16 protein-coding genes are annotated in these 15094 nt (G+C 69.0%); 9 read left to right on the forward strand and 7 right to left on the reverse strand.

What is annotated here, in order from left to right; all coding sequences use genetic code 11:
* Nucleotides 1–16: 16 nt before the first annotated feature.
* The 3 genes from NBE95_RS01225 (at nt 17) to rsmA (ending at nt 3187) form a co-directional block, all read left to right on the forward strand.
* Nucleotides 17–1306 carry a peptidylprolyl isomerase gene (locus NBE95_RS01225; RefSeq protein ID WP_289894093.1) on the forward strand — a complete coding sequence of 430 codons (1290 nt, stop codon included), beginning with the start codon at nt 17–19 and terminating at the stop codon, nt 1304–1306.
* A gap of 67 nt (nt 1307–1373) precedes the next feature.
* Nucleotides 1374–2342: a 4-hydroxythreonine-4-phosphate dehydrogenase PdxA gene (gene pdxA, locus NBE95_RS01230; RefSeq protein ID WP_289894094.1), complete on the forward strand. Its 969-nt coding sequence runs from the start codon at nt 1374–1376 to the stop codon at nt 2340–2342.
* Nucleotides 2339–3187 carry a 16S rRNA (adenine(1518)-N(6)/adenine(1519)-N(6))-dimethyltransferase RsmA gene (rsmA, locus tag NBE95_RS01235; protein ID WP_289894095.1) on the forward strand — a complete coding sequence of 283 codons (849 nt, stop codon included), beginning with the start codon at nt 2339–2341 and terminating at the stop codon, nt 3185–3187. The genes pdxA and rsmA overlap by 4 nt, the downstream gene beginning before the upstream one ends.
* 3 nt (nt 3188–3190) lie before the next feature.
* On the opposite strand, the gene NBE95_RS01240 is transcribed toward rsmA, so the two are convergent.
* From NBE95_RS01240 to NBE95_RS01255, 4 genes are all read right to left on the reverse strand, one after another.
* Entirely contained in the window at nt 3191–3991 is an 801-nt protein-coding gene (locus tag NBE95_RS01240; RefSeq protein WP_289894096.1) for a DUF4167 domain-containing protein, read from the reverse strand.
* Between the two features lie 247 nt (nt 3992–4238).
* Complete coding sequence (gene prmC, locus NBE95_RS01245) at nt 4239–5078, reverse strand: peptide chain release factor N(5)-glutamine methyltransferase (RefSeq protein WP_289894097.1); 840 nt, start codon at nt 5076–5078, stop codon at nt 4239–4241.
* Between the two features lie 4 nt (nt 5079–5082).
* Nucleotides 5083–6138: a peptide chain release factor 1 gene (prfA, locus tag NBE95_RS01250; RefSeq protein ID WP_289894099.1), complete on the reverse strand. Its 1056-nt coding sequence runs from the start codon at nt 6136–6138 to the stop codon at nt 5083–5085.
* A gap of 196 nt (nt 6139–6334) precedes the next feature.
* Entirely contained in the window at nt 6335–6916 is a 582-nt protein-coding gene (locus NBE95_RS01255; protein ID WP_289894100.1) for a YceI family protein, read from the reverse strand.
* Between the two features lie 288 nt (nt 6917–7204).
* Between NBE95_RS01255 and rpsF the strand changes: the two genes are divergently transcribed.
* The 4 genes from rpsF to NBE95_RS01275 all read left to right on the forward strand — a co-directional run bounded on the left by rpsF (nt 7205) and on the right by NBE95_RS01275 (nt 9449).
* Nucleotides 7205–7630 (forward strand): 30S ribosomal protein S6, encoded by a 426-nt coding sequence (gene rpsF / locus NBE95_RS01260; protein WP_289894101.1) that lies wholly within the window; start codon nt 7205–7207, stop codon nt 7628–7630.
* Nucleotides 7631–7648: 18 nt separating this feature from the next.
* Nucleotides 7649–7876: a 30S ribosomal protein S18 gene (gene rpsR, locus NBE95_RS01265; RefSeq protein ID WP_011747229.1), complete on the forward strand. Its 228-nt coding sequence runs from the start codon at nt 7649–7651 to the stop codon at nt 7874–7876.
* Nucleotides 7877–7888: 12 nt separating this feature from the next.
* Nucleotides 7889–8473, forward strand: coding sequence for a 50S ribosomal protein L9 (gene rplI, locus NBE95_RS01270; protein WP_289894102.1), 585 nt, complete (start codon nt 7889–7891; stop codon nt 8471–8473).
* Nucleotides 8474–8639: 166 nt separating this feature from the next.
* Nucleotides 8640–9449 carry a hypothetical protein gene (locus NBE95_RS01275; protein WP_289894103.1) on the forward strand — a complete coding sequence of 270 codons (810 nt, stop codon included), beginning with the start codon at nt 8640–8642 and terminating at the stop codon, nt 9447–9449.
* Nucleotides 9450–9594: 145 nt separating this feature from the next.
* On the opposite strand, the gene tig is transcribed toward NBE95_RS01275, so the two are convergent.
* Nucleotides 9595–10929 carry a trigger factor gene (tig, locus tag NBE95_RS01280; RefSeq protein WP_289894104.1) on the reverse strand — a complete coding sequence of 445 codons (1335 nt, stop codon included), beginning with the start codon at nt 10927–10929 and terminating at the stop codon, nt 9595–9597.
* A 762-nt stretch (nt 10930–11691) separates the two neighbouring features.
* The gene (gene gltX, locus NBE95_RS01285; RefSeq protein ID WP_289894105.1) at nt 11692–13017 is read right to left on the reverse strand and encodes a glutamate--tRNA ligase; all 1326 of its coding nucleotides are present in this window, start codon (nt 13015–13017) and stop codon (nt 11692–11694) included.
* Between the two features lie 77 nt (nt 13018–13094).
* Between gltX and NBE95_RS01290 the strand changes: the two genes are divergently transcribed.
* Both NBE95_RS01290 and NBE95_RS01295 read left to right on the forward strand, forming a co-directional pair.
* Complete coding sequence (locus tag NBE95_RS01290; protein ID WP_289894106.1) at nt 13095–13502, forward strand: metallopeptidase family protein; 408 nt, start codon at nt 13095–13097, stop codon at nt 13500–13502.
* The gene (locus NBE95_RS01295) at nt 13502–14473 is read left to right on the forward strand and encodes a 1-phosphofructokinase family hexose kinase (protein ID WP_289894813.1); all 972 of its coding nucleotides are present in this window, start codon (nt 13502–13504) and stop codon (nt 14471–14473) included. The genes NBE95_RS01290 and NBE95_RS01295 overlap by 1 nt, the downstream gene beginning before the upstream one ends.
* 12 nt (nt 14474–14485) lie before the next feature.
* On the opposite strand, the gene NBE95_RS01300 is transcribed toward NBE95_RS01295, so the two are convergent.
* Nucleotides 14486–15004: a histidine phosphatase family protein gene (locus tag NBE95_RS01300; RefSeq protein WP_289894107.1), complete on the reverse strand. Its 519-nt coding sequence runs from the start codon at nt 15002–15004 to the stop codon at nt 14486–14488.
* Between the last annotated feature and the right edge of the window lie 90 nt (nt 15005–15094).

Below are 15094 nucleotides of genomic sequence, written 5' to 3' on the forward strand. Positions count from 1 at the left end.
TGCGGCGAGGGAGCTGATGCGGCGAATTCTTCTGGGGGCGGCGATGGCCGCGATGCTGGCCGGGAACGGGGTTTCCCCGGCCCTTGCGCAGGGCAATCCGTTCCAGCCGCTGGTCTATGTGAACGATTCGGCCGTCACCCGCTACGAGCTCGACCAGCGCGTGCGCTTCATGCAGCTGCTGCGGGCCCCCGAATCCGATCCGGCCTCGGCCGAAAAGGCGCTGATCGACGACCGACTGCGGCTGTCCGCGGCCAGGCAGATGGGCATCACCCCCAGCGACGAGCAGATCGACGCCGGCCTGGCGGAATTCGCCGGCCGCGCCAATCTGGGCGTCGAGGAATTCACTGGCCAACTGGCCCGCGCCGGCGTCGAGCGCCAAGCCTTCCGCGACTTCATCTCGGCCGGCGTGGTCTGGCGCGAGGTGGTGCGCCAGCGCGTGGTGCCGCAGGTCCGGGTCACCGATGCCGAGATCGAGCAGGAACTGCAGAAGATCATCGAGACGCCGCGCACCACCCATGTCGCGCTGTCCGAACTGATCATCCCCGCCCCGCCGGGCGAGGAGGCGCGGGCGATGCAGATCGCGGAATCGCTGGTGCAGAACGTGCGCTCCGAGGGCGATTTCGCCGCCGCGGCCCGGCGCTATTCGGCGACGCCCTCGGCAGAAAGCGGCGGCCGCCTGCCCTGGACGCCGCTGGCCAATCTGCCGCCGGCACTGCAGCCCATCATTCTGTCGATGAAACCGGGCCAGATCAGCCAGCCGCTGACCGTTCAGGGCGCGGTGGTGCTGTTCTTCCTGCGCGACACCCGCGGCACGCTGCGCCCCGGCGCCCGCGAGCAGGTGCTGGATTTCGTCCGCTTCCGCCTGTCGAGCGCCGAGGAGGCGAACCGCATCGCCGCCGTCTCGGACAGCTGCGCCGATCTGTTCGTCCATGCCCGCGGCCTGCCGGCCGAGCAGATCCAGCGCCAGACCCTGCCGCAGGGCCAGATCCCGACCGGCGAGGCGCTGCGCCTGGCGGTGCTGGACGACAACGAATCGACGGTGATCAGCTATGGCGGCGCGGTAACGCTGCTGATGCTGTGCAAGCGCGAACCGGCGCTGCTGGCCGCCGAAACCTCGCCGGCCGCCGTCCCGGTCACGGCCGGAGGGGCAGAGGGCGCCGAGGACGGACAGGCCGCGGCCCCCGATCCCGATGCGCTGCCCGGCCGCGACGAGGTGCGCAACATGATCTTCAACCGCAAGGTCGGACAGGCGGCCGAGAGCTATCTGGCCGAGCTGCGCTCGAATGCCATCATCCGCCGGCCGTGAGCCCGGGCAAGGCGGACCCGGGGCGCCTCGCCCCCGGGCCCCCGAAAGGATTTGGAAAACAGAGACAATGACGGAAGCGCGGCCGATCATCCTGACCTGCGGCGAGCCTGCCGGCGTCGGCCCGGAACTGGCGCCCAAGGCGCTGGCCTCGGGCGTGCCCTTCGTCTTTCTGGGCGATCCGCGGCATCTGCCCGAAGGAACCGCCTGGACCGAGGTGGATGCGCTGGCGCAACCGGTGGCTCCGGGCCTGCTGCCGGTTCTGCGCCATGATTTTCCGGCGCCGGCGGTGCCCGGACGGCCGGATCCCGCCAATGCGCGGGGGGTGATCGAGGTGATCGCCCGCGCCGTCGGTCTGGCCCTGTCCGGCGCGGCCGGCGGCATCTGCACCCTGCCGATCAGCAAGGCGGCGCTGAAGCGCGGCGCCGGCTTCGCCTTTCCCGGCCATACCGAATATCTGGCGCATCTGGCGGGCGATGTGCCGGTGGCGATGATGCTGGCCTCGACCACGGTGGAGCCGCCCTGCCGCGTCGTGCCGGTGACGATCCACATCGCGCTGCACGAGGTGCCGAAGGCGCTGACCCCGGCACTGCTGGAGCAGGCGATCCGCATCACCGACGCCGCCATGCGCCGCGATTTCGGCATCGCCGCTCCGCGGCTGGCCATTGCCGGGCTGAACCCCCATGCCGGCGAGAACGGCGTCATCGGCGACGAGGAAACCCGCTGGATCACGCCGCTGATCGCCCGGTTGCGCGGCGCGGGTTTCGACCTGGCCGGCCCGCTGCCCGCCGACACCATGTTCCACCCGGCGGCCCGCACCCGCTATGACGCGGCGCTTTGCGCCTATCACGACCAGGCGCTGATCCCGATCAAGACCCTGGATTTCTCCGGCGGCGTGAACGTGACGCTGGGCCTGCCCTTCGTGCGCACCTCGCCCGACCACGGCACCGCCTTCGACATCGCCGGCCGGGGCATCGCCGACGCGCAAAGCGGCATCGCGGCGCTGCGCATGGCCCATGACATGGCGGGCCGGCGATGAGCGCGATCGACGGGCTGCCGCCGCTGCGCGAGGTGATCGCGCGGCACGAGTTGCGGGCGAAGAAACAACTGGGGCAGAACTTCCTGCTGGACCTGAACCTGACCGCCAAGATCGCGCGCGCGGCCGGCGATCTGTCGGGCTGCGACGTGATCGAGGTCGGGCCGGGGCCGGGCGGGCTGACCCGCGGGCTGCTGGCCGAGGGTGCGCGGCATGTGCTGGCCATCGAAAAGGACGAGCGCGCCCTGCCCGCCCTGGCCGAGATCGCCGCCGCCTATCCGGGCCGGCTGGAGGTCGTCCACGGCGATGCGCTGGAGGTCGATCCGCTGGCGCATCTGACGCCGCCGATCCGCATCGTGGCGAATCTGCCCTACAATGTCGGCACCGAGCTGCTGATCCGCTGGCTGACGCCGGCGGCCTGGCCGCCCTTCTGGCAGTCGCTGACGCTGATGTTCCAGAAGGAGGTGGCCGAGCGCATCGTGGCCCGGCCGGGCGGCAAGGCCTATGGCCGGCTGGCGGTGCTGGCGCAATGGCGCAGCGAGGCGCGGATCGTCATGACTCTGCCGCCCGAGGCCTTCGTGCCGGCGCCCAAGGTGCATTCGGCGGTGGTGCAACTGACCGCCTTGCCCGAGCCGCGGTTTCCGGCCGATCCGGCGGTGCTGAACCGGGTGGTGGCGGCAGGTTTCAACCAGCGCCGCAAGATGCTGCGCGCCTCGCTGAAGGGGCTGCATCCGGCGATCGAGGATCTGCTGGTCGCCGCCGGCATTGCCCCGACCGCCCGGGCCGAAGAGATCGGCCTGGAACAGTTCTGCGCGCTGGCGCGGGGACTGGCCGCCGCGCCGCGCTGAGGCTTATTCGCCGGATGCCTTTTCGGCCGGCTTCTTGCGGCTGCGCGGCGCGCGCGGCGTCGTGCTGGCGCCGGCGGCCGCGGCGCGGGTGCGCCGACGCGGCGCGGGCGCGGCCTCGCCGGTCTCGGCCGCGGGTTCCTCAGCAGCGGCGGCAGGCTTTTCAGCGGCGCGCTTCTCGGCCGCCGGTTTCCGGGCCGGGGCGGCCGGTTCGGCCGGCGTTTCCGCCGCAGCGGGTTCGGCGGTCTGGGGCGCCTCGACGGCCGCAGCGGCCTCGGGGGTCTCGACCGGACCGGCAGCTTCCTCGTCCGAGGCGATCACCGGCGGCAGGCCCGATTCCGCCGGGCCGGCGGGGCGGGACGTCTGACGCTCTTCGCGGCGGTCCTCCCGCCGGTCGTCGCGGCGCTCATCGCGGCGTTCGTGCCGCTCCTGGCGGTCCGGCCGGTCCTGGCGGTGCTCATAGCGCTGGCCGTTCTGGCCGTGGCCGTTCTCGGTCTGGCCGTTGCCGTCCTGGAAATCGTCGTCGCGGCTCTGGTGCTGCTGGTTCTGGCGCTCCGCCTGTTCGCGCTGCGCCTCGCCCAGCAGGCGGGTGTAATGCTCGGCATGCTGAAGGAAGCTCTGCTCGGCGACCCGGTCATTGGAAAGCTGGGCGTCGCGGGCGAGCGTCAGGTATTTCTCGATGATCTGCTGGGGCGTGCCGCGCACCTTGCCCTCGGGGCCCGAGGAATCGAAGACGCGGTTGACGATATTGCCCAGCGAACGCTGTCGGTTCGACTTGTTACGCGAACGGGATTTGGATGATCTCATCAGCTTGTTTGTCAGTTTTCGTCCGGCTTCGGCCGGCTGAGGTTGGGGTCATCTCGAAGGCGGGTGCCAGACCGGGTTGCGGCTGCAGGGCCGTTTCCCGCTTTACCAGGGAATTTCTGGGTTATCTGAGTATAGCTGACCCGTGCGTGGGCAGCGCCCCCGTCACAGTTGCGAATAAACACGCCGCCGCGCCGCTTACAAGCAAAAATTTCGTCGAATGCCGCAAAACACGCGGATCATTGCCGGCTCAGGTGGGCTTGCGGGCGGCGACCACCCGGTCGCGCCCGTCCAGATCGGACAGGATTCGCGGCTGCACCAGTCCCGCGGCCTGCATCAGCGCCGCCACCTGCCGGCCCTGCGTCGGGCCGATCTCGACCAGCAGCCGGCCGCCGGGCCGCAGATACAAGGGCGCGCCGGCGGCAATGGCCCGATAGGCGGAAAGCCCGTCCGCCTCGTCGGTCAGAGCGCCGCGCGGTTCCCATTCGCGAACCTCGGGCGACAGGTGATCCATCTCGGCCAGCGCGATATAGGGCGGGTTCGAGACGATCAGATCATATTCCCCCTCCACCCGCGCGAACCAGTCGGATTCGATGAAATCCGCGGCAACCCCTATCCTCCCGGCATTGTCCCGCGCCACCTGCAGCGCCGCGGCCGAGATGTCGGTCGCCACGCCGCGCACGCCCGGCCGTTCGGCCAGAAGCGAGATCAGGATGGCGCCCGTGCCGGTTCCCAGATCCAGCACCGAGGCGAAGGGCTCGGCCAGCGCCGCCTCGACCAGGGCTTCCGTCTCGGGGCGCGGGTCGAGCGTGTCGCGGGTCACGCGGAATTCATGCTTCCAGAAGGCGCGGCGCCCCAGGATCTGGCTGACTGGCTGACGCGCGGCGCGGGCCGCAAGGGCTGCGTCGAAACGGCGCAGCGCCTCGGCCGGCAAGGGTGCGGCCAGCGCGGCGGCCAGGTGGTGGCGCGGCAGGTCCAGAGCATGGGCCAGCAGCAGCCGCGCATCCTCGGCGGCGCCGGGCACCCCGGCATCAACCAGCAGCGCGGCGCCCCGGCGCAGGGCCTCGGCACCGGAAGGCGCGGCGGCCATGGGATCAGCTTCCCTGCGCGGCCAGCCGCGCCGCCTGGTCATGGGCGGTCAGCGCATCGACGATCTCGCCGATCTCGCCCTGCATGATCCGGTCCAGCGAATAAAGCGTCAGCCCGATGCGGTGATCGGTCATCCGGCCCTGCGGGAAATTATAGGTGCGGATGCGTTCGGAGCGGTCGCCCGAGCCGACCTGCGACTTGCGGTCGGCGGCACGTTCGGCATCGGCGCGCGACCGCTCCATGTCGTAAAGCCGCGCCCGCAGCACCGCCATGGCATTGGCGCGGTTCTGGTGCTGGGATTTTTCGCTGCTGGTCACCACGATGCCGGTCGGCAGGTGGGTGATGCGCACCGCCGAATCGGTGGTGTTGACGTGCTGGCCACCGGCGCCACTGGCGCGCATGGTGTCGATGCGGATGTCGCCGGCAGGAATGTCGATATCGACCGCCTCGGCCTCGGGCAGCACGGCGACGGTCGCGGCGCTGGTGTGGATGCGGCCGCCCGATTCCGTTTCCGGCACGCGCTGGACGCGATGCACGCCGGATTCGTATTTCAGCTTGGCGAAGACCCCCTCGCCCGCGATCCGCGCCACCGCCTCGCGCACGCCGCCCAGGTCAGATTCGGCCAGTTCGAGTAGTTGGAACTGCCAGCCCTGCGATTCGGCGAAGCGGCGATACATCGCCAGCAGGTCGCCGGCGAAAAGCGCCGCCTCCTCGCCGCCGGTGCCGGGACGAATCTCCAGGATCGCCGGCCGGGCATCGGCGGCGTCGCGCGGCAGAAGCGCGATGCGCAGCGCATGCTCCAGCCCGGGCAGCAGGTCGCGCAGCCGGCCCAGTTCGTCGGTGGCCAGCTCGCGCATCTCGGGATCGGCCAGCATGGCCTGGGCCTCGGCAATGCCGCCCAGAGCCGCGCGCCATTCGGCGATCTGCGCCACCACCGGCTTCAGCTCGGCATATTCGCGGCTGATGCCGGCGATCTCGTCGGGCGCCGGGCCGGCATTGAGCAGCGCCTCGAGATATTCGAAACGCTCGACGATCTGGGAAAGGCGGTCCTGCGGCAGCATGACAGGGGATTAGCCGCTGCATCCGCGGCCGGCAAGGCGGAACCGCGACCCAGATCAAGGCACGCCGCGCCCTGCAGAGGCATCACAGGGCCGGCGCGCGGCGCTTGGGCTTCGCTGCAGGAAGAGTCTCCAACAGGCTGGAGAAAAAGAAAAAAGGGGCCGTGCGGCCCCTTTCCTCATGTCGCCCTCGGGCGGCTCATTCGGCCTTCACGGCCTCGACGGTGATCTTGATCTCCACCTCGTCCTCGACCGCCGGGGCGAACTTGCCCAGGTTGAACTCGGTGCGCTTGATCTCGGCCTCGGCGTCGAAACCGGCGGCCTCCTTGCCGACCATCGGATGGGCGGCGACCTGATTCAGGTCCACATCCAGCACCACCGGCTTGGTCACGCCGTTCAGCGTCAGATCGCCGGTGACCTTGGCCTCCTTGTCGCCATCAAGCTCGACCTTGGTGGATTTGAAGGTCGCCACCGCGCCGGCCGCATCGGTGTTGAAGAAATCCGCCCCGAACAGGTGCTTGTCCAGCTCAGGCGAGGGGGTGCGCAGGCCGGAAAGCGGGATGGTCGCCTCGACGCTGGAATTGGCCGGGTTCTCGGCATCCAGCATCAGCTTGCCGGTCACGCCGTTGATGATGCCGGTGCTGGTCGAGAACCCCATGTGATCGTAGTCAAACACCACCTGGCTATGCGCCGGGTCGAAATCATACTGCACCGGCGCGGCCATGGCGGCCCCGGCGCCAAGGACGGCAACCGCGGCGAAAGAGGTGAAGACGGCTTTCATGCTGGACTCCTGATTAAATTTCTCATGAACGGTTCCCACAGGAAATGCCCCAATATCAACAAAGGTTTCCTTGCATTTGCCTGACAATTTCGTGTTTCGCCGCGGCGCGGAAACAGTGTCGCCGCACCGGCGAATATGCGGGCCTTGCGGGCGTTTTGCCTTGCATCCGGCGGCATGATCGCTATAAGGCCGCATCCTTCCGCAAATGCGAAACCGGCGCAGCCTCTCGTGGCGGGGCGCGGAAGGGTTGTCCCGCCGTTGAAGTGCGCCCTGAAAAAAGGTGCAGACATGCCGCTTTACGAGCATGTGCTGATCGCCCGCCAGGACCTGTCGAACACGCAGGCCGAGGGGCTGATCGAACACTTCTCCACCGTTCTCGCCGACAATGGCGGCAAGGTGGTCGACAACGAATATTGGGGTGTGCGCACCCTCGCCTACAAGATCAACAAGAACCGCAAGGGCCATTACGCCTTCCTGCGTTCGGACGCGCCCTCGGCCGCCGTGCAGGAGATGGAGCGCCTGGCCCGCCTGCATGACGACGTCATGCGCGTGCTGACGGTCCGCGTCGACGAGCACAAGGACGGCCCCTCGATCCAGATGCAGAAGCGCGACGAGCGCGAGCGCGGCGATCGTGGTGACCGTGGCGAGCGCCGCGACCGTGACGGCGACCGCGGCGAACGCCGCGAGCGTCGCGACCGCGACGACCGGAACTAAGGGAAAGGAACCAGGATCATGGCCAACAAACCCTTCTTCCGCCGCCGGAAAGTCTGCCCCTTCTCGGGCGACAACGCCCCCGCCATCGACTACAAGGACACCCGTCTGCTGCAGCGCTACATCAGCGAACGCGGCAAGATCGTGCCCTCGCGCATCACCGCCGTCTCGGCCAAGAAGCAGCGTGAACTGGCGCGCGCCATCAAGCGCGCCCGCTTCCTCGCCCTGCTTCCCTATGCCGTGAAGTAAGGAGAGACGATCATGCAAGTCATCCTGCTGGAACGTGTGGCCAAGCTGGGCCAGATGGGCGAAGTCGTGAAGGTCAAAGAGGGCTTCGCGCGCAACTATCTGCTGCCGCAGGGCAAGGCGCTGCGCGCCTCGGAAGCCAACATCAAGGCCTTTGATGAGCGCAAGGCGGAACTCGCCGCCCGCAACGACGAAAGCCGCAGCGAGGCCGAGAAGCTGGCCGCGAAGCTGGACGGCCAGACCTTCGTCATCATCCGCTCGGCCTCGGATGCCGGCGCGCTCTACGGCTCGGTCACCCCGCGTGACGCCGCCGATGTCGCCAATGCCGAGGGCTTCGCCATCGAGCGCCGCCAGGTCGTGCTGACCGGTCCGATCAAGGATCTGGGTCTGCACGAGGTCCGCGTGCACCTGCACCCGGAAGTCGACGTGACCATCAAGCTGAACATCGCCCGTTCGGCCGAGGAAGCCGAGCTGCAAGCCTCGGGCAAGTCGATCCAGGAACTGGCCGCCGAAGCCGATGCCGCCGCCGATTTCGAGATCGCCGAGCTGTTCGACGAAATCGGCTCGGCCGGTCGCGACGAGGATGAAGCCGCGAACTGATCGCGCCTTCCCACCGAACCGGAAGAACGCGCCGCGACCCGGCGCGTTTTTTCATGTCCGCTGGCCGGCGCAAAATGCGCTTGCACAAGCCCCGCCGGGGCCGGAACATTCGTGCGGGTTGCGGGGTTTAGTCGCCAAGCGCCCCATCGCGAAAGGAATTCCCGCCATGCGCTCCCAGGACGAGCCGCCCGCAGACCATACCGAAGCCGACGTGACCAGCGAAACCCGCTTCGGCCCCCGCCCGGTGCCCGAGGGCCATCGCCGCCCTGCCGCCCATCACGAGTCGCGGCGCATCCCGCCGCATGGCGATGTCTCGCCCGATGGCACCCGCCCCTGGCCGCACCCGTCGCGCGGTGCGAAATGGCTGACCTGGGGCGGCACCACCCTGGCCGCGGCGGCACTGACCGCCGGCACGGTGATCGCGGCGCGCCGGGTCATCGACCTGCTGTCGGAAGACGAGCCGCCCCGGCGACGCGGCAGCCTCGCCCCGCGCTTCGCCGAGATGGACCAGGCCGAGCGCGAGGCCATGCGCCGGCGCACCCTTCAACGCGAGGCCGAAGCGGCCCGCGAAGCCGCGCGCATCCGTGCCGAGGCCGAGCGCGGCCGGCCCCGTCCCCGCCGGCAGCCGCGCCAGAGCCTGATGCAAGAGGTCGACGCGAATACCGCCAGCCTGGCCCAGGGCGTCGAAAGCGTCATGCGTTCGGTCAGTTCCGCCATGGCCGGGTTCCGCTCGGTCGCCGGTCAGGCCACGACCATCATGCAGGAGTTCGGCGATGCCGCCGCTCTGGCTCAGGGTATCTTCGGCCGTCAGGGCCGCGAGGAGGCCGATACACCAAGGCCGCGCCATCCGCAGCCGGATGACCGGCACGGCGCGCATATGCCCGATCTGCGCGACGACCCGCTGCTGCATGACCCGATGGAGGGACCGGAGCCCGAAGGCCCGGCCGACCACGACCCGCGCACCCACCGGCTTTGAGCTTCAAAGGCGCTGGCTGTCGCGGCGGGACACGGCGCGATGAAGCGCCGCTTTCCGGATCCTGCAGCCGCCGCAGCCCGCTCTTTCTGCATGGAAAAAGGCCGGCCCCGAGGGGCCGGCCTTTCGCATAGATGGCGGGACCGGATCAGGCCTGGTCCAGCGCCTCGATGGCCTTTTCCAGCTCTTCCTTGGTCACGTCCTTGTCCGCGACCTTGGCGCCTTCGACGATATGGTCGACGACCTTGTCTTCGAAGATCGGCGCGCGCAGCTGCTGCTGGGCCTGCGGATTCTGCTGGATGAACTCGAAGAAGGCGCGTTCCTGGCCCGGGAACTGGCGGGCCTGGCGCAGCACGGCCTGGGTCATCTCCTGATCCGACACGGTGATCTCGGCCTTCTGGCCGATCTCGGCCAGCAGCAGGCCCAGGCGGACCCGGCGCTCGGCCAGCGACTTGTGCTCCTCGGTGGGCTCGATCTCGCCATGGTTATGGCCGTGCTCCTCCGGGTGCTCCTCGTGCCAGAGCTGGTGCGCGATCTGATGCGCCTCGGCCTCGACCAGCGATTCGGGCAGGTCGAACTTGACCAGCGCGTCCAGCTTGTCCAGCAGCGCGCGCTTCAGCACCTGGCGCGACGCGCCCTTGAACTCGGCCTCCAGCCGCTCGCGGATCTGGCCCTTTAGGGCGTCCAGGCTTTCGGCGCCGAATTTCTTCGCCAGCTCGTCGTCCAGCTCGGCCGGTTTGGGGGCCTTGACCGCCTTCACCGTGGTCTCGAAGACGGCATCCTTGCCGGCCAGATGCGGGGCGCCGTATTCCTCGGGGAACTTGACCTCGACCTTGACCTCGTCGCCGGCTTTCGCGCCGACCAGCTGCTCCTCGAAGCCGGGGATGAAGCTGCCCGAGCCCAGCACCAGCGGATAGTCCTCGGCGGTGCCGCCCTCGAAGGCCTCGCCATCGACCATGCCCTTGAAGTCGATCACGACCTGGTCGCCGTCCTTGGCCTTGCTGCCCTTCTTGCGGTCATCAAAGGACTGGGCGTTCTTGGCCAGGTTCTCCAGCGCCTCGTTCACCTGCTCGTCGCTGGCCGAGACGACCAGCCGCTCAAGCTCGATGCCCGACAGGTCGGCTTCCGGGATCTCGGGCAGGGCCTCGTAGGCGACGGTGACGACGACATCGTCGCCCTCTTTCCAGGTTTCGCCATTGACCATCTCGATCTTCGGCTGGACGGCAGGACGGTCGCCGGATTTCTCCAGATGGGCGCGCAGCGCCTGGTCGATGGCTTCCTGCATGGCGTCGCCAATGACGCGCTGGCCGAACTGCTTCTTCAGCAGCGCCATCGGCACCTTGCCCTTGCGGAAGCCCTTCATCTCGACCTCGGGCTGCGCCTCTTTCAGCTTCGCATCCACCTGCGTCGCCAGATCGGCCGCCGGCAGGGTGAACTCATAGCCCCGCTTCAGCCCTTCGTTCTGGGTTTCCTTGACCTGCATTTGTCTTCCTTCATCCAACCATGCCGCGGCAGGAAGGCCAGCCCTCCATTCCGGCGACGAAGCCCTTGCCCCGCGCCCCCGCCTGTTTCAGCGCGCTAGCTAGGGGATTTCGCCGCCCATAGCAAGGAGGAAGGCGGGTTTTGGCGCTGTTGCGGGCGATCCGGCAGGCGGAAAGCCGGCCGGCGCCGCCGGCGGAAAGCGGCAGCGGATGAGCGTGCTTTCCGCTGCCGCCCACCCGGCCTTCGGCGGCGGAACGCGCCACGGCAAACATGGACCAATCGCGCTTTTTGAGGGGGCGGCCGGCGGCCGACCCTGGGGACCGACACCCCCGCCCCAGGCGGTTTTGCGCAACCGCCGGCCGTGATGCCCGGGAAATCATCGCATTGCCGAAATTAGGTCAGCAAATAATACCTAACTTATGGACATATTCCCTTCCTCACGCCGGCAGGGCATACAGGCGGTGTTCCGTAAGTGGTTGTTTGTTAAACTTGGTAAGCGGTTCTTTGTTACCTGTTCAAACCTGACCGGGCGGGCGCGCCGTACTGCGCCCGCCCGGTTGTGAATCCGCCGTCCGTCGCCGGATTCCTCCCCGCCGGGGCGACTGTTCCTGCCGCCAGATTGGCGCCGGAGTCCCCCTTGGCGATAGCGCGCCATCGCTGGATCGCAACAAAACAGCCAAATGGGCCCGACCCTTGGCTGCACGGCATCCCAAAATGAAAAAGGCCGCCCAAGGCGGCCTTTTTGCGTGAACTGGCGGCGTCGTCAGGTCCGGGCGCGCACCACCTGCAGCAGCGGCATCACCTCGGACATGTCCGGCCCATGCGGCTGGCCGGTCAGGGCCTTGCGCAGCGGCATGAACAGGCCCTTGCCCTTGCGGCCGGTCGCCGCCTTCACCGCATTGGTGAACTCGCCCCAGCTTGTTTCGGTATAGGGCGGCGGCGGCAGCAGCTTCATCGCCTCGGCGATGAAATCGGCGTCCTCGGCATCGACCTGCGGCTCGGCGCCTTCCGAGAAGATCTCCCACCAGCCGGCCAGATCGTCCAGCTTGGTGATGTTCTGCGAGGCGACGCGCCAGAACCGCTCGGCCAGCGCATCGGGCACGCCAAGCGCGGCAATGCGGTCCTTGACCTCGGCAAAGGGGCGCGCCTGGTTCGCCTCGCGCGTCAGCGGCCACAGATCCTCGGCGTCGAACTTGGTCGGCGAGGCGCCGAATTGCGACAGCTCGAACCCCTCGGCCAGCTCGTCCAGCGACATCCTCAACTCAACCGGCTGCGAGGAGCCCAGCCGCGCCATCAGCGACAGAAGCGCCTCGGGCGCCACGCCGTTTTCGCGCAGATCCTTGATCGCCAGCACGCCCAGGCGCTTGGACAGCTCCTCGCCCTGGGCCCCGGTCAGCAGGCTGTGATGGGCAAAGGCCGGCGGCTCGGACCCCAGCGCGCGGATGATCTGGATCTGGGTCGCGGTATTGGTCACATGGTCGGCGCCGCGCACGATATGCGTGACCGCCATGTCGGCGTCATCGACGGAGCTCGCGAAGGTGTAAAGCACCTGCCCGTCGGCGCGGATCAGCACCGGGTCGGAAACGCTGGCCGCGTCGATGGAAATGTCGCCCAGGATGCCGTCGGTCCACTCGATCCGCTCCTGATCCAGCAGGAAGCGCCAGTAGCCGTCGCGGCCCTCGGCGCGCAGCCTGTCCTTGTCCTCGGCCGAGAGCTTCAGCCCGGCGCGGTCATAGACCGGCGGCTTGCCCATGTTGAGCTGCTTCTTGCGCTTCAGGTCCAGCTCGGTCGGGGTTTCGAACACCTCGTAGAGCCGCCCGGCCTCGCGCAGGCCCTGCGCCGCCTCGGCATAGCGGTCCAGGCGGTCCGACTGGCGCTCGATCCGGTCCCAGGTCAGGCCCAGCCATTCCAGGTCGCGCTGGATGCCGTCGGCATATTCCTGCTTCGACCGCTCGCGGTCGGTATCGTCCAGGCGCAGGATGAAGGTGCCGCCCGCCTTGCGCGCGATCAGATAGTTCATCAGCGCCGTGCGCAGGTTGCCGACATGGATATGGCCGGTGGGCGATGGGGCGAAACGGGTGGTGGTCATGGGAGGTCTCCTGTCGGCTTCGCTCTTTCACAAACGGCGGTTTTTGTCCATATCGGGACCAAAGACGAGGTGAGCCGATGCTTGACTGGAAAGACGCCGAGGCCCCCGACGCGGCCATGATCGAGGAACTGGCGCGCGAGGCCATCGCCGGGCTGCCGCCGGAATTCGCCGGTCCCGCCGCGCAGGTGGTGCTGCGCATCGAGGATTTCGCCAGCGAGGAATTCCTGGACGAGCTGGAGATCGACGACCCGCTGGAGCTGACCGGGCTTTACGACGGCGTGCCGATGACCGAGAAATCCGCCAGCGAGCCGCAGCATTTCCCCGATACGGTCTGGCTGTTCCGCCGCGCCATCCTGGACGAATGGGCCTCGCGCGGCGACGTGACCCTGGGCCAGCTGGTCGCGCATGTCGTGGTCCATGAATTCGCCCATCATTTCGGCTGGTCCGACGACGACATCGCCGCCATCGACCGCTGGTGGGAATGATGGGCCAGGCGCCGATCCTGACCATCACCCTGAACCCCGCGCTTGACGTCACCACCGCCGCCGAGCGCGTGGTGCCCGACATCAAGCTGCGCTGCGCGGCGCCGCGCGTCGACCCGGGCGGCGGCGGCATCAATGTCAGCCGGGCGATCCGCGCCATGGGCGGCGACAGCACGGCGCTGGTCGCGCTTGGCGGCGCCACCGGCCAGCGCATCGCCGAACTGCTGGCGGAAACCGGCATCCCGCTGATGACCCTGCCGGCGCCGGGCGAGACCCGGCAGTCCCTGACCGTGGACGACCGCACCATCCGCCAGCAATACCGCTTTGTCATGCCCGGCCCGGAATGGTCCAGGGCCGATGTCGCGGCCGCGCTGGAGGCCGCCGCCGGCGCCGCCGGACCCGGCGCGCTGGTGGTGCTGTCGGGCTCGAACCCGCCGGGCGTGCCGGCCCGCTTTGCCGCCCTGCTGGCCGAGCGGCTGCGCGGCAGCGGCGCACGGCTGATCGTGGACACCTCGGGGCCGGCGCTGGCCGAGATCGCCGCCGCCACCGACCGCCGGGTCGAGATCCTGCGCATGGATGACGACGAGGCCGAGGGGCTGGCCGGCCGGCCCCTGCCCTATCGCGCCGACACCGCCGCCTTCGCGGCCAGCCTCGTCGCCTCGGGCGCGGCGCATGGGGTGATCGTGGCGCGCGGTCGCGACGGCAACATCATCGCCACCGACCAGGGCATCTGGCATGCCGAGGCGGCGCGGGTGCAGGTGGTCAGCAAGGTCGGCGCCGGCGACAGTTTCCTGGCCGGCTTCACGCTCGGCCATGCCCGCGGCTGGCCGGTCGGCGAGGCGCTGGGGCTGGCCGCCGCCGCCGCCTCGGCCACGGTGCTGACGCCAGCGACCGAGCTGTGCCGGGGCGAGGATGTCGAGCGGCTGTTCGCCGCCCGCGTGGTGACGCAGATGCGCGCCGCGGCCCGGGGCTGAGAAGGCCGGGGGCTAGCCGCGCCCATCCATGCGCACGAAATCCAGTACGCTGCCCTGCGCGGGGCGCAGCTCGGACCAGTTGTCGATCTGGAAATCGACCACCAACGTCGCCGCGGTCGGATAGCGGCGGAAATCCGGGTCCAGCGGCGCCCGCGCCGGCAGCATGGCGGCGAATTCGGCGATGCCGGGATTGTGGCCGATCATCATCACCGTCGGGGCCGAGGCGCTGCGCAGGATCTCCAGCATCTTCTCGGGCGTGGCGTGGTAAAGGCCCGGTTCGTAACGGATCTGCGGCCGCACCTCCAGCGGCGCCATGGCGATGCCGGCCCAGGTTTCGCGCGTGCGCTCGGCGGTCGAGCACAGCACTTCCTCGGGTTCATAGCCGCGGCTGGCCAGCCAGTCACCCAGCTCGCGGGCCGAGCGGCGGCCGCGAGCGTTCAGCGGCCGGTCGTGATCCGGTTGCGCCGGATCGTCCCAGGACGATTTCGCATGGCGGGTCAGGATCAGACGGCAGTGTCCGGGAGGGGTCATCGAATTGCCTTTTCGGCCATACGGTTAAGGTTGGGCAACGGGACCGAGCCTGCCACAGCTTCCGCCGCGCGGGCAACCACTCTTTTCGCC

The sequence above is a fragment of the Paracoccus sp. TOH genome, from assembly GCF_030388245.1.
GTDB lineage: Bacteria > Pseudomonadota > Alphaproteobacteria > Rhodobacterales > Rhodobacteraceae > Paracoccus > Paracoccus simplex.

Bases quoted from the DNA above. Each gene is read 5' to 3' on its own strand.
- NBE95_RS01300 (WP_289894107.1), bottom strand. From the start codon at position 15,004: ATGACCCCTCCCGGACACTGCCGTCTGATCCTGACCCGCCATGCGAAA.
- rsmA (WP_289894095.1), top strand. From the start codon at position 2,339: ATGAGCGCGATCGACGGGCTGCCGCCGCTGCGCGAGGTGATCGCGCGG.
- NBE95_RS01255 (WP_289894100.1), bottom strand. From the start codon at position 6,916: ATGAAAGCCGTCTTCACCTCTTTCGCCGCGGTTGCCGTCCTTGGCGCC.
- prmC (WP_289894097.1), bottom strand. From the start codon at position 5,078: ATGGCCGCCGCGCCTTCCGGTGCCGAGGCCCTGCGCCGGGGCGCCGCG.
- gltX (WP_289894105.1), bottom strand. From the start codon at position 13,017: ATGACCACCACCCGTTTCGCCCCATCGCCCACCGGCCATATCCATGTC.
- pdxA (WP_289894094.1), top strand. From the start codon at position 1,374: ATGACGGAAGCGCGGCCGATCATCCTGACCTGCGGCGAGCCTGCCGGC.
- NBE95_RS01295 (WP_289894813.1), top strand. From the start codon at position 13,502: ATGGGCCAGGCGCCGATCCTGACCATCACCCTGAACCCCGCGCTTGAC.
- rplI (WP_289894102.1), top strand. From the start codon at position 7,889: ATGCAAGTCATCCTGCTGGAACGTGTGGCCAAGCTGGGCCAGATGGGC.
- rpsF (WP_289894101.1), top strand. From the start codon at position 7,205: ATGCCGCTTTACGAGCATGTGCTGATCGCCCGCCAGGACCTGTCGAAC.
- NBE95_RS01225 (WP_289894093.1), top strand. From the start codon at position 17: ATGCGGCGAATTCTTCTGGGGGCGGCGATGGCCGCGATGCTGGCCGGG.
- prfA (WP_289894099.1), bottom strand. From the start codon at position 6,138: ATGCTGCCGCAGGACCGCCTTTCCCAGATCGTCGAGCGTTTCGAATAT.
- tig (WP_289894104.1), bottom strand. From the start codon at position 10,929: ATGCAGGTCAAGGAAACCCAGAACGAAGGGCTGAAGCGGGGCTATGAG.
- NBE95_RS01240 (WP_289894096.1), bottom strand. From the start codon at position 3,991: ATGAGATCATCCAAATCCCGTTCGCGTAACAAGTCGAACCGACAGCGT.
- NBE95_RS01290 (WP_289894106.1), top strand. From the start codon at position 13,095: ATGCTTGACTGGAAAGACGCCGAGGCCCCCGACGCGGCCATGATCGAG.
- rpsR (WP_011747229.1), top strand. From the start codon at position 7,649: ATGGCCAACAAACCCTTCTTCCGCCGCCGGAAAGTCTGCCCCTTCTCG.
- NBE95_RS01275 (WP_289894103.1), top strand. From the start codon at position 8,640: ATGCGCTCCCAGGACGAGCCGCCCGCAGACCATACCGAAGCCGACGTG.